This window comes from Salegentibacter salinarum (genome assembly GCF_900168115.1).
Lineage (GTDB): Bacteria > Bacteroidota > Bacteroidia > Flavobacteriales > Flavobacteriaceae > Salegentibacter > Salegentibacter salinarum.
This window is the reverse complement of record NZ_FUZC01000010.1, coordinates 74,937-96,300: the sequence shown is the minus strand read 5'-3', so window position 1 is coordinate 96,300 and position 21,364 is coordinate 74,937. Positions and strand designations below refer to the sequence as shown.

The window sequence follows — 21,364 nt, the reverse complement described above, 5'->3', positions numbered from 1 at the left end:
TCAGAATGACGCCCTTTACCACGAGAAAGTAGTAATTAATAATATGATCTTAAACTTCAGACTATAATAGAAAATGGCTGTTCGATATTGAAATCAAACAGCCATTTTTCTAAAATCTTAATTCAAAAATTATACGTGTAGCGCCCGATTATCGGTTGCAGCCAGGGCAGCTTCCTTAACGGCTTCAGCATAAGTTGGGTGAGCGTGGCTCATTCTGGCGATATCTTCGGCAGAAGCACGGTATTCCATTGCGACTACAGCTTCAGCGATTAAATCGGCAGTACGAGCGCCAATCATATGTACACCTAAAACCTCATCGGTTTTCTCGTCGGCAAGTATTTTTACAAATCCGTCTGTATCTCCACTCGCTCTGGAACGTCCAAGAGCACGCATTGGAAATTTCCCTTCTTTGTATTTTACACCTTCTTCTTTAAGTTCTTCTTCGGTTTTACCTACTGCGGCAACTTCAGGCCAGGTATAAACCACGCCCGGAATAAGGTTATAATCTATATGTGGCTTTTGTCCAGAGATAGTTTCAGCAACAAAAGTTCCTTCTTCTTCGGCTTTATGAGCCAGCATTGCGCCACGAACAACGTCCCCAATAGCGTAGATATTATCTACGTTGGTTTGTAAATGTTCGTTTACCTCAATCATTCCTTTATCGGTCACTTTAACTCCTGCAGCATCTGCATTTAACCCATCAGTAAAAGGTTTACGCCCTACGGAAACTAAGCAGTAATCTCCTTTAAATTCTACTTCCTTATCCTTTTTATCGTCAGCTTTAATGATAATTTCGTCTCCCTTACGCTCTACAGATTTCACTTTGGTAGAAGTATGGAATTTAACGCCTTGTTTCTTAAGTACTTTTTGTAATTCTTTAGAAAGAGCGCTATCCATAGTAGGAATAATTCGGTCTAAAAATTCAACAACAGTAACTTCAGCTCCCAAACGACGATAAACCTGACCTAATTCCAGGCCAATTACTCCACCTCCAATCACGATCATGTGCTTAGGGATTTCCTTAAGTTTTAAAGCTTCGGTAGAAGTGATAATTCTTTCTTTATCAAGTTCGATAAACGGCAGATTAGCCGGTTTTGAACCGGTAGCGATAATAGTTTTCGCAGCTTCAATGGTTTCAGTTTCACCATCGTTCTTTTCAATATTGATGTGAGTTTTATCTTTAAAAGAACCAACCCCTTCAAAAACATCAATTTTATTTTTATCCATCAGGAACTTCACCCCGTCGCAAGTTTGACTTACAACCGAAGATTTACGTTCCATCATTTTTTCAAGATTAATTTTTACTTCGCCTGGAATTTCAATCCCATGTTCTTCAAAATGTTTTACGGCATCATGGTAATGATGCGTGGAATCCAACAAAGCTTTACTTGGGATACAACCTACATTTAGGCAGGTGCCTCCCAAAGTTGAATATTTTTCTATGATAGCAGTTTTCATTCCCAGTTGCGCGCAGCGTATAGCGGCCACATATCCTCCGGGGCCAGAACCTATAACTGCAACATCATATTTACTCATAATTCTATGTTTTATGTTGATTTTTTAACAAAGTGAACACAAAAGTACAACTATTCGGGGCAATGACCAATGCTGATAAAAGTATGATTTAGGCTTTAACATAAACTGTTTTCTTATTAACAAACTCCATCATTCCTTCTTTTGCTAATTCCCGACCGTAGCCGGAACGCTTGGTTCCTCCAAAGGGAAGTCGGGGATTAGATTTTACCAGTTCATTTACAAAGTAAGCGCCATCACTTACACTACCGGCCATTTCCATAGCTTTTTCGATATTTTTGGTAAAAACTGTGGTGCCCAAACCAAATGTTGATTTTTCTGAAAGCTCAAAAGCTTCCTCTATGTTCTGTGCTTTAATAATTGCCGCGAGAGTGCCAAAGGTTTCTTCGTCAAAAGCGGCCATTCCCGGCTTAACATTTCCAAGAATGGTTGGCTGATGAAAACAATTATTCTGTTCGCCGCCAAGTAATAGTTCAGCTCCCTGTTCTAAAGATCTTTTTACCTGCCTTTGAAGTTGATCTGCCAGATCTTTTCTCGCAAGCGCTCCTACCTGCGTGCTATCGTCCATAGTGTCTCCGGGTTTTAATTCGTTCACTGCAGTCTTAAATTTTGAAATAAATTCATCGTAAATTCCTTCCAGCAGAATAAAACGCTTCGCCGCGATACAGCTTTGTCCGCAGTTTAACATCCTGGCGGAAACTGCTGTTTTAACGGCGCGATCTATATCTGCATCTTCCCAAACAATAAATGAATTATTACCGCCTAATTCCAGTAGACTCTTTTTTATATATTTTCCCGAAAGTTCTGCCACCGCCGATCCTGCAGCTTCACTTCCGGTTAAAGTAACCGCCTGGACTGCATCGTGTGCAATGATCATTTCGGTTTGATCGTGATGCACAATTAAATTCTGAAAAACGCCTTTGGGATATCCTGCTTTTTCAAAAACCTCTTCTATCTTCAAGGCACAGCCAAATACATTAGGGGCGTGCTTTAATATCCCGGTATTTCCGGCGGTAAGCGTCGGTGCTGCAAATCTAAAAACCTGCCAGAATGGAAAATTCCACGGCATAATAGCAAAAACACTCCCTATTGGGTCGTGCCTAACATAACTATGGGTAGCATCTGTTTTTATCTCTGCCGAAGCGAGAAATTCATCAGCATTCTCAGCATAATAATCACATACCCAGGCGCATTTATTAACCTCAGCCCTGGATTCAGAAATTGGTTTCCCCATTTCCTGAGTAATCATTTTCGCATACTCCTCTACATTATCCCTTAAAACCTGCCCGGCTTTCTGCAAAAGTTCAGTGCGGTAAGAAAGTGGTGTTTTTTTCCATTCTCTAAAGGCTTTTCCTGAATTATTTAATACAACCGTGGTTTCCTCTTTAGTTTGAGCCGTATATTTTCCAACTTGTTTCCCATTGTAGGGGTTTGTGCTATAAAATTCCATTGTATTTTATTTTTTATGGAGTATTAAATTAGAATTACTTCTAAGAATTTTTAACTAAAAAACCTGGTGAAATAAATAGGAGATAATCCATTATTTATAGCACCAGGTCCTTAAGAAAATTATTTAAAAGAAATGCCTAACTCCTCCAGGAATCGGCATAACCTGTTCCCATTTTACTCCAGAAACCGGCTACTGCCTGCCAGGACACTTCTCCTTTATTAATTATTTTTCCTCTTAATTTTTCAAGTTCTCGCTCATTTGTGGATGGATGAGCCTGAGCCATGGCATTTACCATAATTTCGGTAACAGTTTCCTGCCAATCTACATTTTCAGCGTATTGCTCTTCAAACGGATCTTCTACTGTTCGAGCCACTTCTACGGCATCCTGGTTCCACCATTCAGTTGCAACCTGAGCCGGTTCGTAATTTATGAGCTTATAAACCTCCTGAAAGTTTTCAAAACTTTGTTGAACCGAAGTTTCAGGCCAGCGAAGTTCTACTTTTCCTTCTAAGGGTCGATAAACCGAGGTAAATAAAGTTCCAAAACCTTCCTTAAATTTAGTATTATAAAGCGGCGCCTTTAGAAAAGCATCGGCCACCTTAGTGGAATTCACTCCTTTGACTGACAACATTTTATTCAGAAAAGAAGAGCGTTCCCGGGTTTTATTAAAAGCCGCATTTTCGGGCCAGTCTATTGTTCCCTGATGGTTTGTTGTAAAAGCCGCATCAGTAACCAGTGGTGTTTTATCCGGTGCCAGTTGTACGGTTTTAAATTTTCCGGTTTTATCCACAACGGTTACGTTGTAAGACATATGCGAAGGAATCCTGATTAAAGCTGCAACAGCTTCTTCAACATCACTACAAAATTCTAAAACATAACGCAAAATAAATGGAATCCCAAAACCTACTCCTACCTCTTTTCGTCCTCCAAAAGTAAGCGAAATGGCCAGGCCATCTTCGTTCATTCCGTCTACAACCCCAATAAGGCAATCGCTGGTAGCAATTACTTTTTTGCCATTCCATGAGGTTAGCAATTGCGTTCCTTCCATTAAATCTGGATGGAAATCGTAATTTCTAACCAACTGAATATCTTCTCCTGTAGTAACTGCTTGTGAGCAGCCACTTATATAAGCAGGAGGCTGAAAGCCTGTTAAAAAACGTGCCGCTACCTTATCTCCTTTTGCAAGTTTGCATAAACGCTGGTAGGTAGGCCAAACCTCTGGCATATACTTTTTAAGTGCTTCTTGCGATGTTTTAAGATCTGGGTAATTGGTTGTTCCTTTTGAATTAAGCCAGCTTTTATAAGCGGGCCAGTGAGTATTATATAATTTTTGCCATTTGGAACCCGGTTTTCCGGGTTCAGAAATAGCATTAAAGTGTAACTGCATTTAGAATGGTTTTTAAAATAATATTGATTTATTAATGTGGCAAAATAGTTTTAATTCCTATTACTCCCACAAATCCCAACATATTATTTAGTTAAAGTTCCTGATAATTTTGGCTTTTTCTTGTCCTCAACTATTTCAGAAGTGTATTGGCCCCTAATGGCTTTTATCCAATGTTTAGCCCTGTTATTTAGCCTAAAATCATCTGTCATCATACGTCCGCGGCTTACCAGAATTCCCATATCTGCTCCTTCATATAAATAATCTCCTTTCCTGGTTATTCGTAAGAAAAAGGCTTCATTTTCATTTTCAACGGCCCTACGGTGAGTATCCATCCTGTCAAACTGAATATGGCCGGTATCATACATTCTGTAAATACCAGAGTTTGGTGCATTTGTCACATATTCTATGGTGTCTTCGGTATGTTTTATAATAAGCTGGCTCCAACCATCTATATTCTCCTGGCGGGCCCATCGATTATTTATGGCTTCAATATCAAGATCATAATCAATATCCATCCATTCCAGAATATGAAAAACAAATAATGGTGCATCTGCAAGCGCAAATACAGCGTGATTGGTGATAGAACTGGCTCCTGTTACCCTCGGATTCAATTCCCCTAAATAGATCTCACCATTATCCTGATCTATTAAGAAATCGAGTTCAAAATATCCCTTATAACCTTCTTCCCGCAACTGATTCCCGAATAACTGGGTATATTCTATTGCTTTCTCCCTTAACTCGGGTGTAAAGGCATTGGGATAAATCTCGTTACCACACCAACCACCTTCATAAGGAGTAAGTTCTTTAAAACCTACCAATTCTGTCATAAGCGGCGCCACAATTGTTCCATGTCTTGTCACACAAGCTTCTATGGCAGAGCCTCGGCAACGAATACGCTTCATTACCTTAACTTCTTCTTCTTTTTCAATCTCTTCGGAGTGTTTTTCATACTCTTCCTCATTTGAAATAAAGAAAGTAGTATGTCCAGAATCACCAAAAGGAGTTTGGATAACCAGCTCGTTTCCAAGATGATTAGAAACCTCCCTTAAATGCTCATAATTATTTACTTTGGTAAGTACATAAGGCACGCAGGCCACCCCGGCTTTTTCTGCAATTCGGTTCGTATTTACTTTGTTATCCAGAAAAGTTCGCATTTCGGCTTTTGGAAACATGATTTCCAGGCCGAGTTTTTCTGCAAGCTCCTCGGTTTTCTCATTAAACATAAGGAACATCGCTTTCCCTGCCCTTCCGTCTACAGATCTTGTTTTTAGATAATCCTGAACCTCGGGATGTTGTAATAAATAATTATTTATGTCTTCAATTCCTTCAAAATCATCGTGAGGAATTTCGGTTTTAGGTGAAAAAACATTGGGATGAAGACCATCAAAACATTCGATATGGCAAATAAATTTAAATCCTTTAATCCACTCATCAGCACCTAAAAGGTTGAAGTTGGTTGCACTTATAAAATATAAAGGTTCTTCGTTCTTGTGAAAAGATCTTCTAATGTCTGAAACTCCATCCAGCGTATTCTTACTTTTCGATTTTGCGGGAACTTTAGCTACTGATTTATCGACTTTCACCTGTTTGGCTCCAACCACTTTTTTGCTTTTTGCAGGTTTCTTTTTAGCGCCGGAAGCTGTAGTAGCTTTTTTCTTTTTAGTAGTGGAAGAAGCCGGAGCTTTGCCTTGCTGCGCCGTAGAATCTAAAGGCACAGATTTCTTCCCCTTTAGGGGCTTTTCTTCGGTAACCTTTAATTTTCTGTCTTTTTTAGCGCTGCGTTCCGGGGATACCGGTTCTTTTTTAGGCGTGGTTTTTTTTGTATTAGTTGCTCCTTTTTTATTGGAAGCTTTTGGTTTCTTAGATTCCATAATTTTAATTTTTTAAGTTAGTGATCTTTTTCTTCGAATTGTTCCCCATAGAGCCCATAGAACTCACCGTTTTCTGGCGATTCAAGACGTTATCTTTAAAAATTCTTAGTCCGAGGTCTGCCCGGTAGCCGTGAATTTCAGATACATCTAATGCAGTAAGAAATCTTATTATTTCTTTACTTACTACCTGTCCGGGAACAAGCACCGGAAATCCCGGTGGATAAGGTATTATAAAAGATGAAGCTACCAGGATCCGGTTTTCTTCCATCGCCGGTAAGCAACCTGTAAGCGCCATATATTCATAATTCTCTTCGTTGTAAGCGAGGAAAAATGCCTCTCTAATATTCCCACCTGGAACTCCGGGAACTGCCTGAAAAGAATGATGGAAATAACTAAAATCTGGCAATGGCGGAAAATCTTCAGTTAAAGATTTAATTCTATCTCTACGATTATTCCCCTCTTCCTGGCTCAGGGTTTTAAATTCCTGGTCCAGTTCATCGGCTATTTTTAATAATGCATTGGTTAAATAGGTTACACTCCCTCTTGTAGTTCCAATATTGGTCATAAACAAAACCGTATTTCTGGAAGTTTTATTAATCTGAATATTAAATTTATCCATTAAATAACGGTTCTTAAAAGTATCTCCGTCTACACCGGTTCTACCAATGTGTAGGGTAATTTTGGTTGGATCTAAAACAAACTCATCCTGTTCCCAGGCGGTTTCCATCCTATTCCAACCTTCCTTTGAATTGTAATATTCTTTTATGCCCGATTTGCGGTGTTGCTTTGGAATAAAATTTCCTATAGTTAGAACATCAAAATATTTCTTCAATTTAGGATGGTCGTTCACCTTGGCCCTTAACACCATAGCCAGCTCTATACTCTTTTCTACCAGCTCATAGCCTTCAAATTGTACCTGTCTTCTTCCCACATCCAGCGAAGCGAGCATTTGGTAATTAGGAGAAGTTGAAGTATGCGTCATGTAAGCCTCCATAAAAGTATTTTCACTTTTTTTACGGAAATCTTCGTCCCAAATATGAATCATAGAACCCTGCCTGAAGCTACTTAGCGTTTTATGGGTACTTTGCGTAGAATAAACCCTGATCCGCACTTCATCCGGATTTGGGAGGCCCGGAATCTCATTCTTTTTAAGGTTTTTAATATGCGCATTGTATTCTTCCCGGTAACTATCGCTTTGGTATTTATTAAACAATTTCTGCGCAACAAACATTCCGGTTCTTTGTTTATAATTATAGGTGAAACCGGCAAATGCAAACCAGGCTTCATCCCATAGAAAAACCATATCTGGTTTAATGGCCAGTATTTCCTGCATTACTTTTTCTACGTTATACACGAGTCCGTCAAAAGTACAATTGGTTAACAAAAGCATTTTAACCAGGCTTAACCTTCCGGCTTTTTTTAACTGAAGTAATTTTTCCTTTATCTGTTCCAGCGGCACTGCACCATACATAGAATATTCTTCAATAGGATAAGAATCCAGATAAACCGGATAAGCTCCTGCCAATACCAAACCATAATGATGCGATTTATGGCAGTCCCTGTCTATTAAAATTACATCTCCCGGTTTCACTAAAGCCTGCACTACTATTTTATTGGCGGTAGAAGTACCATTGGTTACAAAATATGTATTTCGTGAGCCGTAAGCATCACTGGCCTTTTGCTGCGCTTTTTTCAATGAACCGGTTGGTTGCAATAAAGAATCTAACCCCCCGGTGGTAGAAGATGTTTCTGCCAGGAACATATTCCTGCCGTAGAAATTACCAAAATCGTTGATCCATCTGGATTTAAAAACCGAATTTCCTCGCGAAATTGGCATCGCGTGAAAAATTCCGGTTGGTTTTTTACTATAGTCTTTTAATGCCGAAAAAAATGGAGTCTCATAGCGTTCGCTTATTCCTCTAATTACGGTAAGGTGTAATTCCTGTAAATCTTCAGTTCTATAAAAAATCCTTCTAAAGGTTTTTAAAGTGCTATCCTTTAAATTACCTAAAGCCGTATCGGTAACATAATAGGTATCCAGTTCTGGCCTGAATTTTTTTACCATGGTTCCTAAAATCGGGCCTAACTCGGTAGGTGGTTTGGAACCAAACTTCAGTTTTAAAATATTCTGAATAAATGGTTTAATTACCGGAGTAATCTTTTTAGAATGGTAAGGAGGCGCATAACGAATTACAACCGCCTGAATATTAAAATTAAACTGAAGCGCAATTAAAGCATCTTCAAAAGAACGCTGTACCACAATTCCATAAGCGAATTGTTCGTTAGAAAGGCGCATTTCTTTGAGATCGTGCCTGAGTTTATTTTCTTCTGCCTGAGAAATATCTTCTACAAACATCACTTCAAAATAATTTTTTTTGGCTACTTCTGTATATTCTCCTTTATCCGTCAGCTCGGCTCCGGGATCTTCATCTTCTAAAAAATCAGGATTACTTCTATACCGGTCACTTACCAGGTTTTTGGTGATTTCTGCAATTTTATGGGAAAGAGCGGTATGTTCCTGTCTTCTTAACATTTCCCTTAGGTTCTCAATACAGGACAAACCCGGAAATGCAAAAAAGCATTCTACACCCTCCAATTCCTTAAAAAGCTGTTGAAGATTTTTCTTGTAGTTTTTTTCGTCTTCCGAGCCCCGGGCCGAAGAATGAAGTTTAGTCGACTCACTTTTTAAGGTGTTCCAGGATTCTACTCTTAGTTGAGCGATATTATAATAATGTGCACTATCTAATTTTTTTTCTGGCATAATTAATCTTTTGAGTGTAAAGCGAGTTTATTTCCTTCAGAATCAATAAAAATTGCGAAATAACCAGATTCAGGATTAATCAGGGTTTTGGTCATCACAATTCTTCCTCCGGCTCCTTCAACTCTATTTAAAATGCGGTTAAGGTCTTTGCCGGCATTAAGGTATAGCAACGGACCTATTATTCCCGGAATGGAATTTGGGCCTGTAACAATAGCGCCACCAATACCTTTTGCCGCGGGAAAAAATGCCATCGCATAATTCCCGTCAAATTGAGTTTCCATATCCATTTTAAAAATGCGGTTATAAAAATCTACCGCTTGCTGGAAATTAATTGCAGGAATTTCAAACCAGCTAATAAAATCTTTTACGGTTTCTTCCTGTTTTTCCTTTTTCTTCTTTTGTGATGCTCCTCCCATAGTTTTGTTTTTTAATTATGCTCCAAATCCTTTATATCCTGTAGGATTTTCGGGTGGCTCATATTCGTGTTCTTTCATTTTTAACTTGGCAAGATTATCTAACCTGGTAGGCTTAATAAGTGGCCCCAGCGAATTGAGGTAAGGCAATTGAGTATCTTTTTGATAAATATTGAAATCACCTATATGATCTCTAAAGCTTTTTAATGGTTGTCCCAAACGTAAAACTCCGAGTTCCCTACTTCTTCTCACCCTGTTAATATTAAGCTCTAGCGGAAAAATTTCCTCATTTCCTTCGGCCTGGTATATCACGCGGCCATCGGGACCACAAACCAGCGACCTTCCATTACCGCCAGATTCCAAACCATTTACATCAAAGAAGTAACACTGATTCACCGCGGCCATAGCTCTAACAATGGATAATTCTATATCCCTGTCTATAGTACCGGTCATGGTAGGGTGTAAAATTACTTCTGCTCCCATAACGGCGAGGGTACGCACAGTTTCCGGAAACCACATATCATAACAAATAGAAACTCCAAATTTTGCGATTCCCGGCACATCGAAAACACAAAAATTAGAGCCAGGAGTTACTCCCACTTCATAAGGATAAAAAGGAAACATTTTCCTGTAACGCGTTACGATTTCTCCCTGTGGATTAATTACTGTAGCGGTATTATAGATTTTATCTTCGCTCTTTTCGAAAATAGAACCCGGTAATAGCCAAACCCCATGTTTCTTAGCCGCGGCCTGCATCTCCCTTTCAAAATCTCCAGGAATTTCCTGTGCATTATGGGTTAAAGGGCCGTAGCCGCATAATTCACTAAAAACCACCATATCTACCCAAGGGTAAAGACTCATGGTGATATCAAGTTTCAACTTCATCATTTCAACATTCGAAGCGACTGCGGAAACCTTCATTTGTATTCCTGCTATTGCAAATGGATTCATATTTTTTTTATTTCTTATTATCCGTAGAAAATATTTTCTCGGGTTTATATATTCGACTTACTCGATAATCGAGTTTTAAATGCTCCGAGGCTTACCGCGGAATTAACCAATGCTTCTCAATGAATGACCCGTGAGCTTGCTCTTACGTACTTTACTATCATATACCTGCCAATTAGTTTTAGTTAAAAATGAGCACACTTATTCAATGGATTTTCTTTATAGAAAATTCAACGTGAAAAATTTAAGTATGCATTCTTATTTGGTTTTCCAGAATATCTAGCGCCCTATAAAGTTGATCATCGGTTATAACAAGCGGGCATAATATTCTTAGTACATTTTTAAACGTACCGGCGCTTATAAGGATTAAACCATCTTCTGCGCATCCTTTTACAATCCTGGCGCAAAGTTCTGTATGAGGTTTTCCTGGGTCGTTATCCTCAATAAACTCTATTCCAATCATAGCCCCTAATCCTCTTACATCACCAATTTCGGGACATCCTTTCCTGAAGTTTTCCATTCTTTCTGTGATGAGTTTACCTATATAAACTGCTCGCTCGTTAAGGTTTTCATCTTTCATTAGTTGAATGGTAGCGAGGGCCGCGGCGCAACAAACTGGGCTACCTATATAAGTACCGCCAATAGTGCCCGGTTGGGCAGCATCCATAATTTCTCCTCTACCAAGTACAGCGGCAATCGGAAGCCCGGAACCCATAGATTTCGCATAAGTGCTAATATCAGGTTGCACCCCGAAATGCTGCCAGCTGGCCCAATGGCCCGTACGGCAAAAACCACTTTGAATTTCATCCAAAATCAATAAAACCCCGTGTTCGTCACAAAAGGTACGCAGTCCTTCAAGGTATTTTTGAGGAATTGGGTTAAACCCACCTTCTCCCTGAATTGGCTCAACAATAATAGCTGCAACGCTATTTATATCTACCATACTATGGGCGCTTTCCCTAAGCCTATTTAGCTCAGTTTCCACAAATTCTTCCCTACTTTGCGTACCGTGATATTTATAAAAATTCGGAAAAGGAATTCGGTAAACTTCCGGAGCAAATGGCCCCGAAGAAAATTTGTAGTTAACTTTACTGGTTAGACTCATTCCCATAAGCGTACGACCGTGATATGCCTCGGTAAAACAAATTACAGCTGGTCTTTTTGTGGCCTGGCGGGCAATTTTAATAGCATTTTCTACGGCTTCTGCGCCGGTGCTAATAAGCATCGCTTTGGTATTCTCCCCATGCGGAAGAATTTCTGCAAGTTCTTCACAGAGCTGAATATAAGGTTCATAAGTGACTACGTTAAAACTTGTATGTAAGTACTTTTCAGCCTGTTCCTGTATAGCTTTCACAACAGGTTCGGGACAATGGCCTGCGTTTACCACACCAATCCCGCCGGCAAAATCTATATGTTCTTTCCCGTCTACATCGGTAATTATTGCACCTTTTGCTTTTTTAACGGTGGCTGTATTGAAAACACCAACTCCGTTGGCGACAATGTTTATTCTCCTATCAAGGAGCTGCTGAGATTTAGTTTGCTCTTCAGTCATAAAATATCTGGTTGTTCAATTGAATGGTTAATCTAAAAACTTGTAAAAGCCGGGAAGTAATAAATAAAAAGCCCCACCTTCTTTCGGTGCTTGTTAATATACAATAATATTTTCTTACTTCACACGGCTTTCTTACTGACAACCAATCAGAAAGAGCTTCTGACACTGATTTAAGGAGAGAAAATTTGAAGAATTCTTACTTTAAAACAAAAGCTTAAAAACCTTTTATCTCATTAATAGTCAATAAATTATAGATTCACGGGAAGCGCTAATGCAAATCGTTCAATTAAATTTTAATACAAATACTTTATGAAAAAATAATTGTGATTTTCTTAATATTTTAATAATAATTTAACCGAATGATTAAAGAGGGACGGCCGTGGTGCTTTTAACCGGACTTATAATAAAAGTACTTTGCGTACTGCCAATATGATCTAAATTAGTGAGTTTAGTCACCATGAATTCCCGGTAAGCTTCCATATCTTTTACAATAACTTTTAAGATATAGTCATATTCGCCACTTACGTGATAGCATTCTAAAACTTCAGTGAGTTTTGTTACTTCACTTTCAAATTTCGTTAAATAAGACCGGGAATGCTGAATAAGTTTTATCTGGCAAAAAACCATAAAATTCTTTTCTACTTTATCTGGAGAAACAAGTGCCACATATCTAGAAATTACTCTTTCTCGTTCCAGGCGTTTAATTCTTTCAAAAACAGCTGTAACTGAAAGTTTCAACTTGTTGGAAATCTCCTTATTCGTCATTTTACTATCCTGCTGAAGATGTTTTAAGATTTGCAGATCTTTTTGGTCTAATTTCATAATGAAAATTTTTCTAGGATGAATTACGAAAATAAGCATTTAGAGATTATAAATCTATTATATGCTGTTTATATAGTTTTATTTACTGAATTAAGAATCAATCATTGATTATAATTCTATTAACATGTAAGTTTGAATGAACTATAAATTTGATAAAGATGAAATATAAACCGGCAGATAATATCCAGGACCTTCAGTATTTTGGTGAATTCGGGGGAGTAAATCCTTCAATCTCCGATTCCTCTACTTATACTTTCCTTTCGGCAAAAACCATGTTCGATACTTTTGAAGGAAATTCAGAGGGTTGCTACCTTTACTCCAGGCATTCTTCACCTTCAAATTTATATTTGGGCGAAGCGCTTGCCGCAATGGAAGGTACCGAAACTGCCAATGTGGCCGCCAGTGGGATGGGCGCCATCACTTCTGCCCTGCTTCAGCTTTGCAAGGCCGGTGATCATATTATTTCCAGCCGCACAGTTTATGGTGGAACCTATGCTTTTATGAAGAATTTTATTCCGAAATTCAATATTAAAACATCTTTTGTAGATATCACTAATCTTAAAAGCGTTGAAGCGGCGATCACAAAGGAAACCAAAGTTCTTTATTGTGAATCGGTTAGTAATCCGTTGTTGGAAGTTGCCGATATTGAAGCGCTGGCTAAAATCGCCAAAAAGCATCAACTTACTTTCGTGGTAGATAATACGTTTTCCCCACTTTCAATTAGTCCGAAAGAATGGGGTGCAGATGTGGTAATTCATAGCTTAACTAAATTCATCAATGGCAGCAGCGATACCGTCGGCGGCGTTACCTGCGGAAGCCAGGATTTCATCAACGCACTTCGTAGCGTCAACGATGGCGCCAATATGCTGTTGGGACCAACGATGGATAGTATGCGGGCAGCTTCGGTTTTAAAGAATTTGAGAACGCTGCATATTAGAATAAAACAGCACAGCCATAATGCGATGTTTTTAGCTGAAAAATTCCAGGAAGACGGTTTAAGAACGGTTTACCCTGGATTAAAAAAACATTCGGGCCACGAAACCTTTAAAAGGATGATGAATGAAGATTATGGTTTTGGCGGCTTATTAACTGTAGATGTTGGGAGCCTGGATAAAGCCAATGCGCTAATGGAATTAATGCAGGAAAAAAACCTGGGTTACCTCGCCGTAAGTTTAGGTTTCTATAAAACCCTGTTTAGCGCTCCTGGAAGCTCCACTTCTTCTGAAATTCCAATTGAAGAACAGGAAGAAATGGGCTTAAGTAACGGTTTAATTCGCTTCTCAATAGGTTTGGATAATGATATTGAACGAACTTATAAAATGATGAAATCCTGTATGACAGAAGTTGGGATATTGGGATATTAGATGAGGAGATAGTTTAGAAGAAAAGGATGTCCGAAGATCAAATCGTTAAAGGGTGAAAACATTTTCGGACTTTTCATTTTTTGTATATTCACAAAAAATAAAATTTTGAAAAAACTATTACTTCCCTTATTTATTACATTTTTTAGCCTTAGCGCTTTTTCTCAAACCCAGAATGAGGTTAGGCTGTATTACGGATTTACGAACAGCGATTTATTGAGAGGCGAAGACCTTGATGGCGCTGCTAGTACCGATATTGAAAACTCCTACGAATTGGGATTTCGATATTTACTTGCGGTGACCGATAATCTTTCCCTGGAAACCGGACTGAATTACTGGCGGGGAGATGTATTGATAACTTCGGTACCAATGCCGGAACAAACTACACGCTCTGAAGAATTGCAAACCACTTCTATTCCTATTTTTGCCAATTATAATTTCCTGGACTATTTCTTTGTAAATGGAGGTCCTGTAATGGATTTTCAGAGTTCAGAAAGTGAATCTGTAGATCCACAGGCCGGAATTGGGGTTGGTTTTGGGCTTGGCGCTCAATACGCGTTTAATAACTTCAACGTTTACATAAATCCTAATTTTAGAAGGTATGCAGTAATTCCGTTTGAAGAGAAAAACTTTCATCAAAAACTTACCACCTTTGGAATTCAACTTGGAGTAGGATATAAATTTTAATCAATTTATAGTTTTATAGAAAACTTGCTCATTTTCCTGTAAAATCGTAAAATTACAGGCGAATAGAAAAATTTGATTAAAATAAATTCAACCGAAAGCCTTTTTAGTAAAGTTTCAAACATATACTCCAAGCCTGAATGGAAAACCAAAACCCGTCTCAATCTGAACAAATTCCTACGAATAAAGAACTTGGTATCTGGCCTGCATTAATTCCTGTTTTCGCGCTAATCGCAATGCTGGCTTTTAATGTTTTTGTTTTTGGAGACGATTCATTAAATGGTTCTAACCAGTTTGTATTATTGCTTGGTGGTGCTGTTGCAGCTATTGTGGGATATTTCCATAATGTGGAGTATGATAAAATGATAGACGAAGTTGCCGGCAATATTCAAAGTACGGCAGGTGCCATTCTTATTTTATTAATGGTTGGAGCTTTGGCGGGAACCTGGCTTATTTCAGGAATTATTCCCACAATGATATATTACGGATTACAAATCTTAAATCCTACGATTTTCCTGGCGGCCTGTGTAATTATTTGTGCGGTGATTTCGGTAGCTACAGGAAGTAGCTGGACAACTTCAGCAACCGTAGGTATTGCTTTAATAGGAATTGCTGAAGCTTTAGGAATTTCGGTAGGTATGACAGCGGGGGCAATTCTTTCCGGAGCTTATTTTGGAGATAAATTATCACCTTTAAGCGATACCACCAACCTTGCACCGGCAATGGCCGGAACCGATTTGTTTACGCATATTCGGTATATGACCCTTACCACGGTTCCCACGGTAACCATAACGCTTATTATTTTTGTGATTATCGGCCTGAATTTAGATACTTCAGGAACTACAGATACTTCTGCTATTCTTGCTTCCATAGAAAATTCATTTAGAATATCCCCCTGGTTATTCTTAGTACCCATAATTGTAATCGCATTAATCATAAAAAAGACTTCCCCATTAATTGCTCTATTGTTGGGAACCCTTCTTGGTGCTGCCGCTGCCCTATTCTTTCAACCCGGAATTGTAGCGCAAATTGCGGGAACTACAAACCTGGATTTTGTTAGTGGCTACCGGGGCGTTATGCAGGCAATAACTGTGGAAACCGCGGTTGAAACGGATAATGAAAATTTAAACGATTTATTTTCTGCCGGGGGAATGGCAGGAATGCTGGGAACAATCTGGTTAATTATTTGTGCGATGGTTTTTGGCGGAATTATGGAAGCCATTGGCGCCCTGGCCCGAATAAGCCGAGCTTTATTAAACTTATTCCACACTACCTTTGGTCTATTTGCCAGTACGGTATTTAGCTGTTTGGCTTTAAACGCAACGGCATCAGACCAGTATTTAGCCATTGTGGTGCCTGGAAAAATGTTTGCAAAAGCATACCGCGATAAAGGCCTGGCTCCTGAAAATTTAAGTAGAACCCTGGAAGATTCCGGAACAGTGACTTCTGTTTTAATTCCGTGGAATACATGCGGGGCATATCATAGTGGTGTTCTGGGCGTTCCAACGCTTAGTTATGTCGGTTATGCTTTCTTCAATTATTTGAGTCCGTTTATGACCCTGCTTTTTGCAGCTTTCAGCATAAAAATCAAGGAATTAAGCGATTCTTCTAAAACTCAAACTGCTTAAACTGCCTGTTTTTACTGATAAAACAATTCCTAAATAAAACTTATCTATTTAGTTTCATAAAAGCAATAAGCAAAACTTATTATTGTATAGTATTTTAAAATTTCAATAACTTTTTTAAGGGGAAACTTTCCTTAAATTTGCATCAGAATTACAATGTAAGTTAAACCAATAAAAAACAGAATTAATATGTCATTAGTAGGAAAAAAATTTCCAAATTTAAGCGTAAACGCAATGGATGAAATGGGTGATACCTTTCAACTAAATATTTTGGAAGAAGCTCAGAAAAACAAGAAAAAAGTATTGTTATTCTGGTACCCTAAAGATTTCACCTTTGTTTGCCCTACAGAATTACACGCTTTCCAAAAAGCAGCAGAAGAATTTGAAAAAAGAAATGTAATGGTAGTTGGAGCTTCTTGTGATACTCCAGAAGTACATTTCGCCTGGCTAAGTACTCCAAAAGATAATGGAGGCATTGAAGGCGTTAAATACCCAATCCTTGCAGATTCTAACAGGAACCTAAGTTCTCGTCTTGGAATTTTAGACATTACCGGAGAGTCTTATGACGAAGAAACCGGAGATGTTACTTTAGAAGGAGACAACGTTACTTACCGTGCAACTTACCTTATTGACGAAGATGGAAAAATCTTCCACGAAGGAGTAAACGATATGCCACTAGGTAGAAATGTAGCAGAATTCTTAAGACTTGTTGATGCTTATACTCACGTACAGGAAAAAGGTGAGGTTTGTCCTGCAAACTGGGAAGAAGGTAAAGATGCAATGAGTGCCGATAGAGACGGGGTTGCTTCTTACCTAAGCTTAAACTAAGAAAAAGGGAAAAAGATTGTTATGATAAAAGAATTAGAACAGGATAATTTAAACGAGATAGTTTCAGAAAACGAAACCGTTGTGGTACAGTATATGGCCGGATGGTGTGGTAACTGCCGATTAATGAAGCCTAAATTCAAAAAATTGGCTTCAGAAAATGAGAACGCTACGTTCTTGTTGGTAGATGCTGAAAAATATCCGGAATCCAGAAAACTGGCTAAGGTAGATAACCTGCCAACTTTTGCCACTTTTAAAAACGGAAGTCTCGTAAACCAGGTACAAACTAATAAATTTGAACCTTTAAAAGACCTAGTAAATGAAGTTACCAGTAATTAAACATTTAGCACGCGAGAACGAAGTTCAAAAGCTGGAACATACCATAGAAGTACTTGAAAGTTATACTGAACACCGTTCAGTTAAAGACGAGGAAATGGATGTGATAGGTGAATTAATCTCGAACTTATGCGGCGCTGTAGAAGTAAAACATTCTATTGATGGAGGAACTCCTGAAAAAGATGCCTGCAATAACTTTATGCAAAAAGTAGTTGGTTCTATAGACCGTTAAGAATCGCGTTTTGATTATAATTTAAAAAGGGCTGTCTTATATTAAGGCAGCCCTTTGTTTTTATGATAATTTTAGTAAATCCCTAAAAGAGATGTTCTAAATTTATCAATCCAATTTTAATAGAAAAAACATCCATGTCGCAAATAACATTAAAAGGTGAAAAAATTAACACCTATGGCAACCTTCCAGAAAAAGGAGAGAGAGCACCCCATTTCGCTCTCATTAAATCAGATCTTAGTACCGCAACTTTAAACGATTTTAAAGGAAAGCGCGTAATTCTTAATATTTTTCCCAGCATAGATACCGGGGTTTGTGCTACTTCAGTTAGAAAATTCAACGAACGTGCTACAGAGCTTGAAAATACTGTCGTACTTTGCATTTCCCGTGATCTACCATTTGCTCAAAAACGTTTTGTAAACGATGAAGGTTTGGAAAATGTAATTAACCTGTCAGATTTTAGAGATAGAAACTTTGGAAAAGATTACGGACTGGAAATTATGGACGGTCCATTTGAGGCTTTGCTTTCCCGCGTTGTAATCGTATTAGATGAAAACGGAAATGTAATCCACAGCCAGCAAGTTCCTGAAATTGGGGAAGAACCAGATTATCTCGCTGCCCTTAAAACCCTGTTATAATGCGGGATAGTTTCCTCGGAAAAAGAATTAGAGGAGGCGGCTATGCCATTAAAGGTGCCTGGTTGTTACTAAAACACGAGCAGAGCATACAAGTGCAATTTGTGCTGGCCATTATTATGTGTATTACCGGTTATTTCTTTGGTATTACCAAAACCGAATGGATGTTTCAGTTTGTAGCAATAGGGCTTGTGATGACTGCAGAAGGTCTAAACTCAGGAATTGAAGCAATGGCAGATTTTGTGCATCCAGACTTTCACAGTAAAATCGGCCATATAAAAGATATTGCTGCCGGTTCAGTGTTTATCGCCGCAGTAACCGCGGTTATTATTGGCGTGTTTATTTACTTCCCTTATATTTTCTGAAATTATCTTCAGTAGGTTTCACAAGCTTAGGCTTTTAAATTCTGCATATTTGTAAGCGCTACTTCTCAAAAAATAATTGCTTAGATTTGAACGTTTAAGCATACAAGACAGCGCCCGATAAACTGAAAGCAATTTTCTTTATTTTAGACGGGGCTAATTTGTATTTTTGCTCAAAATCCTACAAATCATCTATGGCCAAAAAGAAAACCAGGACTAAAACAAGCACCGGGAAAAAGTCGACTAAATTTTCCTTTAAACTTAACCGGCAACAAAAGGTAGTTTTAGGCAGTTTCTTAATGTTATTTGGCCTAGCGCTAAGCGTTGCATTCATTTCCTTTCTATTCAACTGGCAGGTAGACCAGAGTACGCTTGGTGAATTCTCAAACCGGGAAATAGAAACCAAAAACTGGCTAAGTAAATTTGGCGCCGCGGTAAGCGACTTTTTTATGTACCAGGGTTTTGGCATTGCCGCGTTTATCTTTTCAATTTTGGTAAGCTACACCGGTTTTCATCTTTTTCTTGACGTAAAATCTACAAAACTTAGAGAATCCTGGTTTTGGGGCATTTTAATTATGCTTTGGCTGGCTATTTTCTTCGGATTTTTCGCTGCAGAAAATCCGCTTCTGGGTGGTAGAATTGGGTTTGAAATGAACGATTTTCTTCAGGACTATTTAGGTTTCTTCGGAACGATTTTATTAATGCTATTCCTCTTCACTGCTTATTTAACTTTAAGACTGAATCTTACTCCCGAATTAATAGGAGGATTTCTGAAGTCTAAAAAAGACAGTCTAAACAAAGAATTTCAATCGAATAAAGAAGAACTTTCAGCTACAGAAGAAGAAACCGACTGGAAAGAAAAATCAATCCCAAAAACTGAAAAACCCGCTGAAAAATCTTCAGCAGAAATAAAACTGGATACCACGCCGCCAAAAGAAGAAAAACCGGCTCCTACTCCAAAACCCAGACCGGTTGAGCCTGAAGAGGTAGAAATGGAAGTAGAAACGGCCCAGGAAGAAGAGTTGGATGAGGATAAAATCAGTAATAAAATTGTAAAAGATTTTGGGGAATTTGATCCCACTTTAGAACTGAGTAATTATAAATTCCCAACCCTGGATTTGCTTCAGGAATATGGTGGCGGCATTACGGTAGACCAGGAAGAGCTTGAAGAACACAAAAACCGAATTGTAGACACGCTTAAAAACTACAAAATTGAGATTGCTCAAATTAAAGCTACGGTTGGCCCAACGGTAACACTATACGAAATTGTGCCGGAGGCAGGAATTAGGATTTCAAAAATCAAAAACCTGGAAGACGATATTGCGCTTTCTCTCTCAGCCTTGGGAATTCGAATTATTGCGCCAATTCCCGGTAAAGGAACTATTGGTATTGAAGTTCCCAATAAAAACGCGACTATTGTCTCTATGCGTTCGGTAATCGCTTCACCAAAATTTCAGAATGCAGAAATGGAATTACCAATGGCACTGGGAAAAACCATTTCTAACGAAACTTTTGTGGTAGACCTGGCAAAAATGCCACATATGCTTATGGCCGGTGCTACAGGCCAGGGTAAATCGGTTGGCTTGAATGCTATTCTTACTTCCCTACTCTACAGCAAACATCCTGCTGAAGTAAAATTTGTGCTGGTAGATCCTAAAAAAGTAGAACTCACGCTTTTCAATAAAATTGAAAGACATTATCTCGCTAAATTACCGGATTCGGGAGATGCGATTATTACCGATAACACAAAGGTGATCAATACGCTAAATTCTTTATGTATTGAAATGGATAATCGTTACGAGCTGCTTAAAGACGCTATGGTTCGTAATATTAAAGAATACAACGTTAAGTTTAAAGCCAGAAAATTAAATCCCGAGAACGGCCATAAATTCCTTCCATATATCGTATTGGTAGTAGATGAATTTGCCGATTTAATAATGACCGCCGGGAAAGAAGTAGAAACCCCAATTGCCCGTTTAGCACAGCTGGCCCGTGCGATTGGAATACACTTAATAATTGCTACACAAAGACCATCGGTAAATGTAATTACGGGGATTATAAAAGCAAACTTCCCGGCAAGGATCGCATTCAGGGTAACTTCAAAAATAGATTCCAGGACGATTTTAGACGGCCAGGGGGCAGATCAGCTAATTGGGCGTGGAGATATGCTCTTCACCCAGGGGAATGAATTAAGGCGTTTACAGTGTGCTTTTGTAGATACTCCTGAAGTTGATAAAATAACCGAATTTATCGGCTCTCAAAAAGCATATCCCGAGGCGCATCAACTTCCGGCTTACGAAGCCGACGATAGTGGCACAGGTGTTGATATAGATGTTAGCGAAAGAGATAAACTCTTTAGGGAAGCCGCCGAGGTGATCGTTACCGCTCAACAAGGCTCCGCTTCTTTGCTGCAACGTAAACTAAAATTAGGGTACAATCGCGCCGGCAGGATCATAGATCAATTAGAAGCAGCCGGCATTGTAGGACCTTTTGAAGGAAGTAAAGCCCGACAGGTTTTAGTGACCGATCTTGCAGCCTTAGATCAATTATTAAATGAAGAATAATACCCT

The 21,364-nt window shown here is 38.7% G+C and carries 18 protein-coding genes; 9 read left to right on the top strand and 9 right to left on the bottom strand.

Features of this window, described 5'->3' with window-relative positions; all coding sequences use genetic code 11:
- Positions 1 to 129: 129 nt before the first annotated feature.
- From lpdA to B5X53_RS12870, 9 genes are all read right to left on the bottom strand, one after another.
- Positions 130 to 1,536 (bottom strand): dihydrolipoyl dehydrogenase, encoded by a 1,407-nt coding sequence (gene lpdA / locus B5X53_RS12910; RefSeq protein ID WP_079713638.1) that lies wholly within the window; start codon positions 1,534 to 1,536, stop codon positions 130 to 132.
- Positions 1,537 to 1,624: 88 nt separating this feature from the next.
- Positions 1,625 to 2,983, bottom strand: a complete 1,359-nt coding sequence (locus tag B5X53_RS12905) for an NAD-dependent succinate-semialdehyde dehydrogenase (protein WP_079713637.1) — start codon at positions 2,981 to 2,983, stop codon at positions 1,625 to 1,627.
- Between the two features lie 136 nt (positions 2,984 to 3,119).
- Positions 3,120 to 4,370 carry a C45 family autoproteolytic acyltransferase/hydrolase gene (locus B5X53_RS12900; protein WP_079713636.1) on the bottom strand — a complete coding sequence of 417 codons (1,251 nt, stop codon included), beginning with the start codon at positions 4,368 to 4,370 and terminating at the stop codon, positions 3,120 to 3,122.
- An 83-nt stretch (positions 4,371 to 4,453) separates the two neighbouring features.
- Positions 4,454 to 6,241, bottom strand: a complete 1,788-nt coding sequence (locus B5X53_RS12895; protein ID WP_079713635.1) for a biotin carboxylase — start codon at positions 6,239 to 6,241, stop codon at positions 4,454 to 4,456.
- A gap of 4 nt (positions 6,242 to 6,245) precedes the next feature.
- Entirely contained in the window at positions 6,246 to 9,002 is a 2,757-nt protein-coding gene (locus B5X53_RS12890) for an aminotransferase class I/II-fold pyridoxal phosphate-dependent enzyme (RefSeq protein ID WP_079713634.1), read from the bottom strand.
- A 2-nt stretch (positions 9,003 to 9,004) separates the two neighbouring features.
- Complete coding sequence (locus B5X53_RS12885; RefSeq protein WP_079713633.1) at positions 9,005 to 9,418, bottom strand: VOC family protein; 414 nt, start codon at positions 9,416 to 9,418, stop codon at positions 9,005 to 9,007.
- A 15-nt stretch (positions 9,419 to 9,433) separates the two neighbouring features.
- The gene (locus B5X53_RS12880; RefSeq protein ID WP_079713632.1) at positions 9,434 to 10,366 is read right to left on the bottom strand and encodes a carbon-nitrogen hydrolase family protein; all 933 of its coding nucleotides are present in this window, start codon (positions 10,364 to 10,366) and stop codon (positions 9,434 to 9,436) included.
- Positions 10,367 to 10,607: 241 nt separating this feature from the next.
- Positions 10,608 to 11,915, bottom strand: coding sequence for an aspartate aminotransferase family protein (locus B5X53_RS12875; protein ID WP_079713631.1), 1,308 nt, complete (start codon positions 11,913 to 11,915; stop codon positions 10,608 to 10,610).
- A 363-nt stretch (positions 11,916 to 12,278) separates the two neighbouring features.
- Complete coding sequence (locus B5X53_RS12870; protein ID WP_079713630.1) at positions 12,279 to 12,737, bottom strand: Lrp/AsnC family transcriptional regulator; 459 nt, start codon at positions 12,735 to 12,737, stop codon at positions 12,279 to 12,281.
- A gap of 158 nt (positions 12,738 to 12,895) precedes the next feature.
- Here B5X53_RS12870 and B5X53_RS12865 point away from each other — a divergent pair, with 158 nt between their 5' ends.
- From B5X53_RS12865 to B5X53_RS12825, 9 genes are all read left to right on the top strand, one after another.
- The gene (locus B5X53_RS12865) at positions 12,896 to 14,101 is read left to right on the top strand and encodes an aminotransferase class I/II-fold pyridoxal phosphate-dependent enzyme (protein ID WP_079713629.1); all 1,206 of its coding nucleotides are present in this window, start codon (positions 12,896 to 12,898) and stop codon (positions 14,099 to 14,101) included.
- A gap of 105 nt (positions 14,102 to 14,206) precedes the next feature.
- Complete coding sequence (locus tag B5X53_RS12860) at positions 14,207 to 14,785, top strand: outer membrane beta-barrel protein (protein ID WP_157822074.1); 579 nt, start codon at positions 14,207 to 14,209, stop codon at positions 14,783 to 14,785.
- Between the two features lie 137 nt (positions 14,786 to 14,922).
- Positions 14,923 to 16,410 (top strand): Na+/H+ antiporter NhaC, encoded by a 1,488-nt coding sequence (gene nhaC / locus B5X53_RS12855; RefSeq protein WP_079713627.1) that lies wholly within the window; start codon positions 14,923 to 14,925, stop codon positions 16,408 to 16,410.
- Between the two features lie 186 nt (positions 16,411 to 16,596).
- Entirely contained in the window at positions 16,597 to 17,235 is a 639-nt protein-coding gene (locus B5X53_RS12850; RefSeq protein WP_079713626.1) for a peroxiredoxin, read from the top strand.
- A 21-nt stretch (positions 17,236 to 17,256) separates the two neighbouring features.
- On the top strand, positions 17,257 to 17,571 hold the full coding sequence (locus B5X53_RS12845) for a thioredoxin family protein (RefSeq protein WP_079713625.1): 315 nt from the start codon (positions 17,257 to 17,259) through the stop codon (positions 17,569 to 17,571).
- Positions 17,552 to 17,800, top strand: coding sequence for a DUF6952 family protein (locus B5X53_RS12840; protein WP_079713624.1), 249 nt, complete (start codon positions 17,552 to 17,554; stop codon positions 17,798 to 17,800). The genes B5X53_RS12845 and B5X53_RS12840 overlap by 20 nt, the downstream gene beginning before the upstream one ends.
- Positions 17,801 to 17,934: 134 nt before the next feature.
- Entirely contained in the window at positions 17,935 to 18,435 is a 501-nt protein-coding gene (gene tpx, locus B5X53_RS12835) for a thiol peroxidase (protein ID WP_079713623.1), read from the top strand.
- On the top strand, positions 18,435 to 18,797 hold the full coding sequence (locus tag B5X53_RS12830; protein WP_079713622.1) for a diacylglycerol kinase: 363 nt from the start codon (positions 18,435 to 18,437) through the stop codon (positions 18,795 to 18,797). The genes tpx and B5X53_RS12830 overlap by 1 nt, the downstream gene beginning before the upstream one ends.
- 191 nt (positions 18,798 to 18,988) lie before the next feature.
- Entirely contained in the window at positions 18,989 to 21,358 is a 2,370-nt protein-coding gene (locus tag B5X53_RS12825) for a DNA translocase FtsK (RefSeq protein WP_079713621.1), read from the top strand.
- The last annotated feature ends 6 nt before the right edge of the window (positions 21,359 to 21,364 follow it).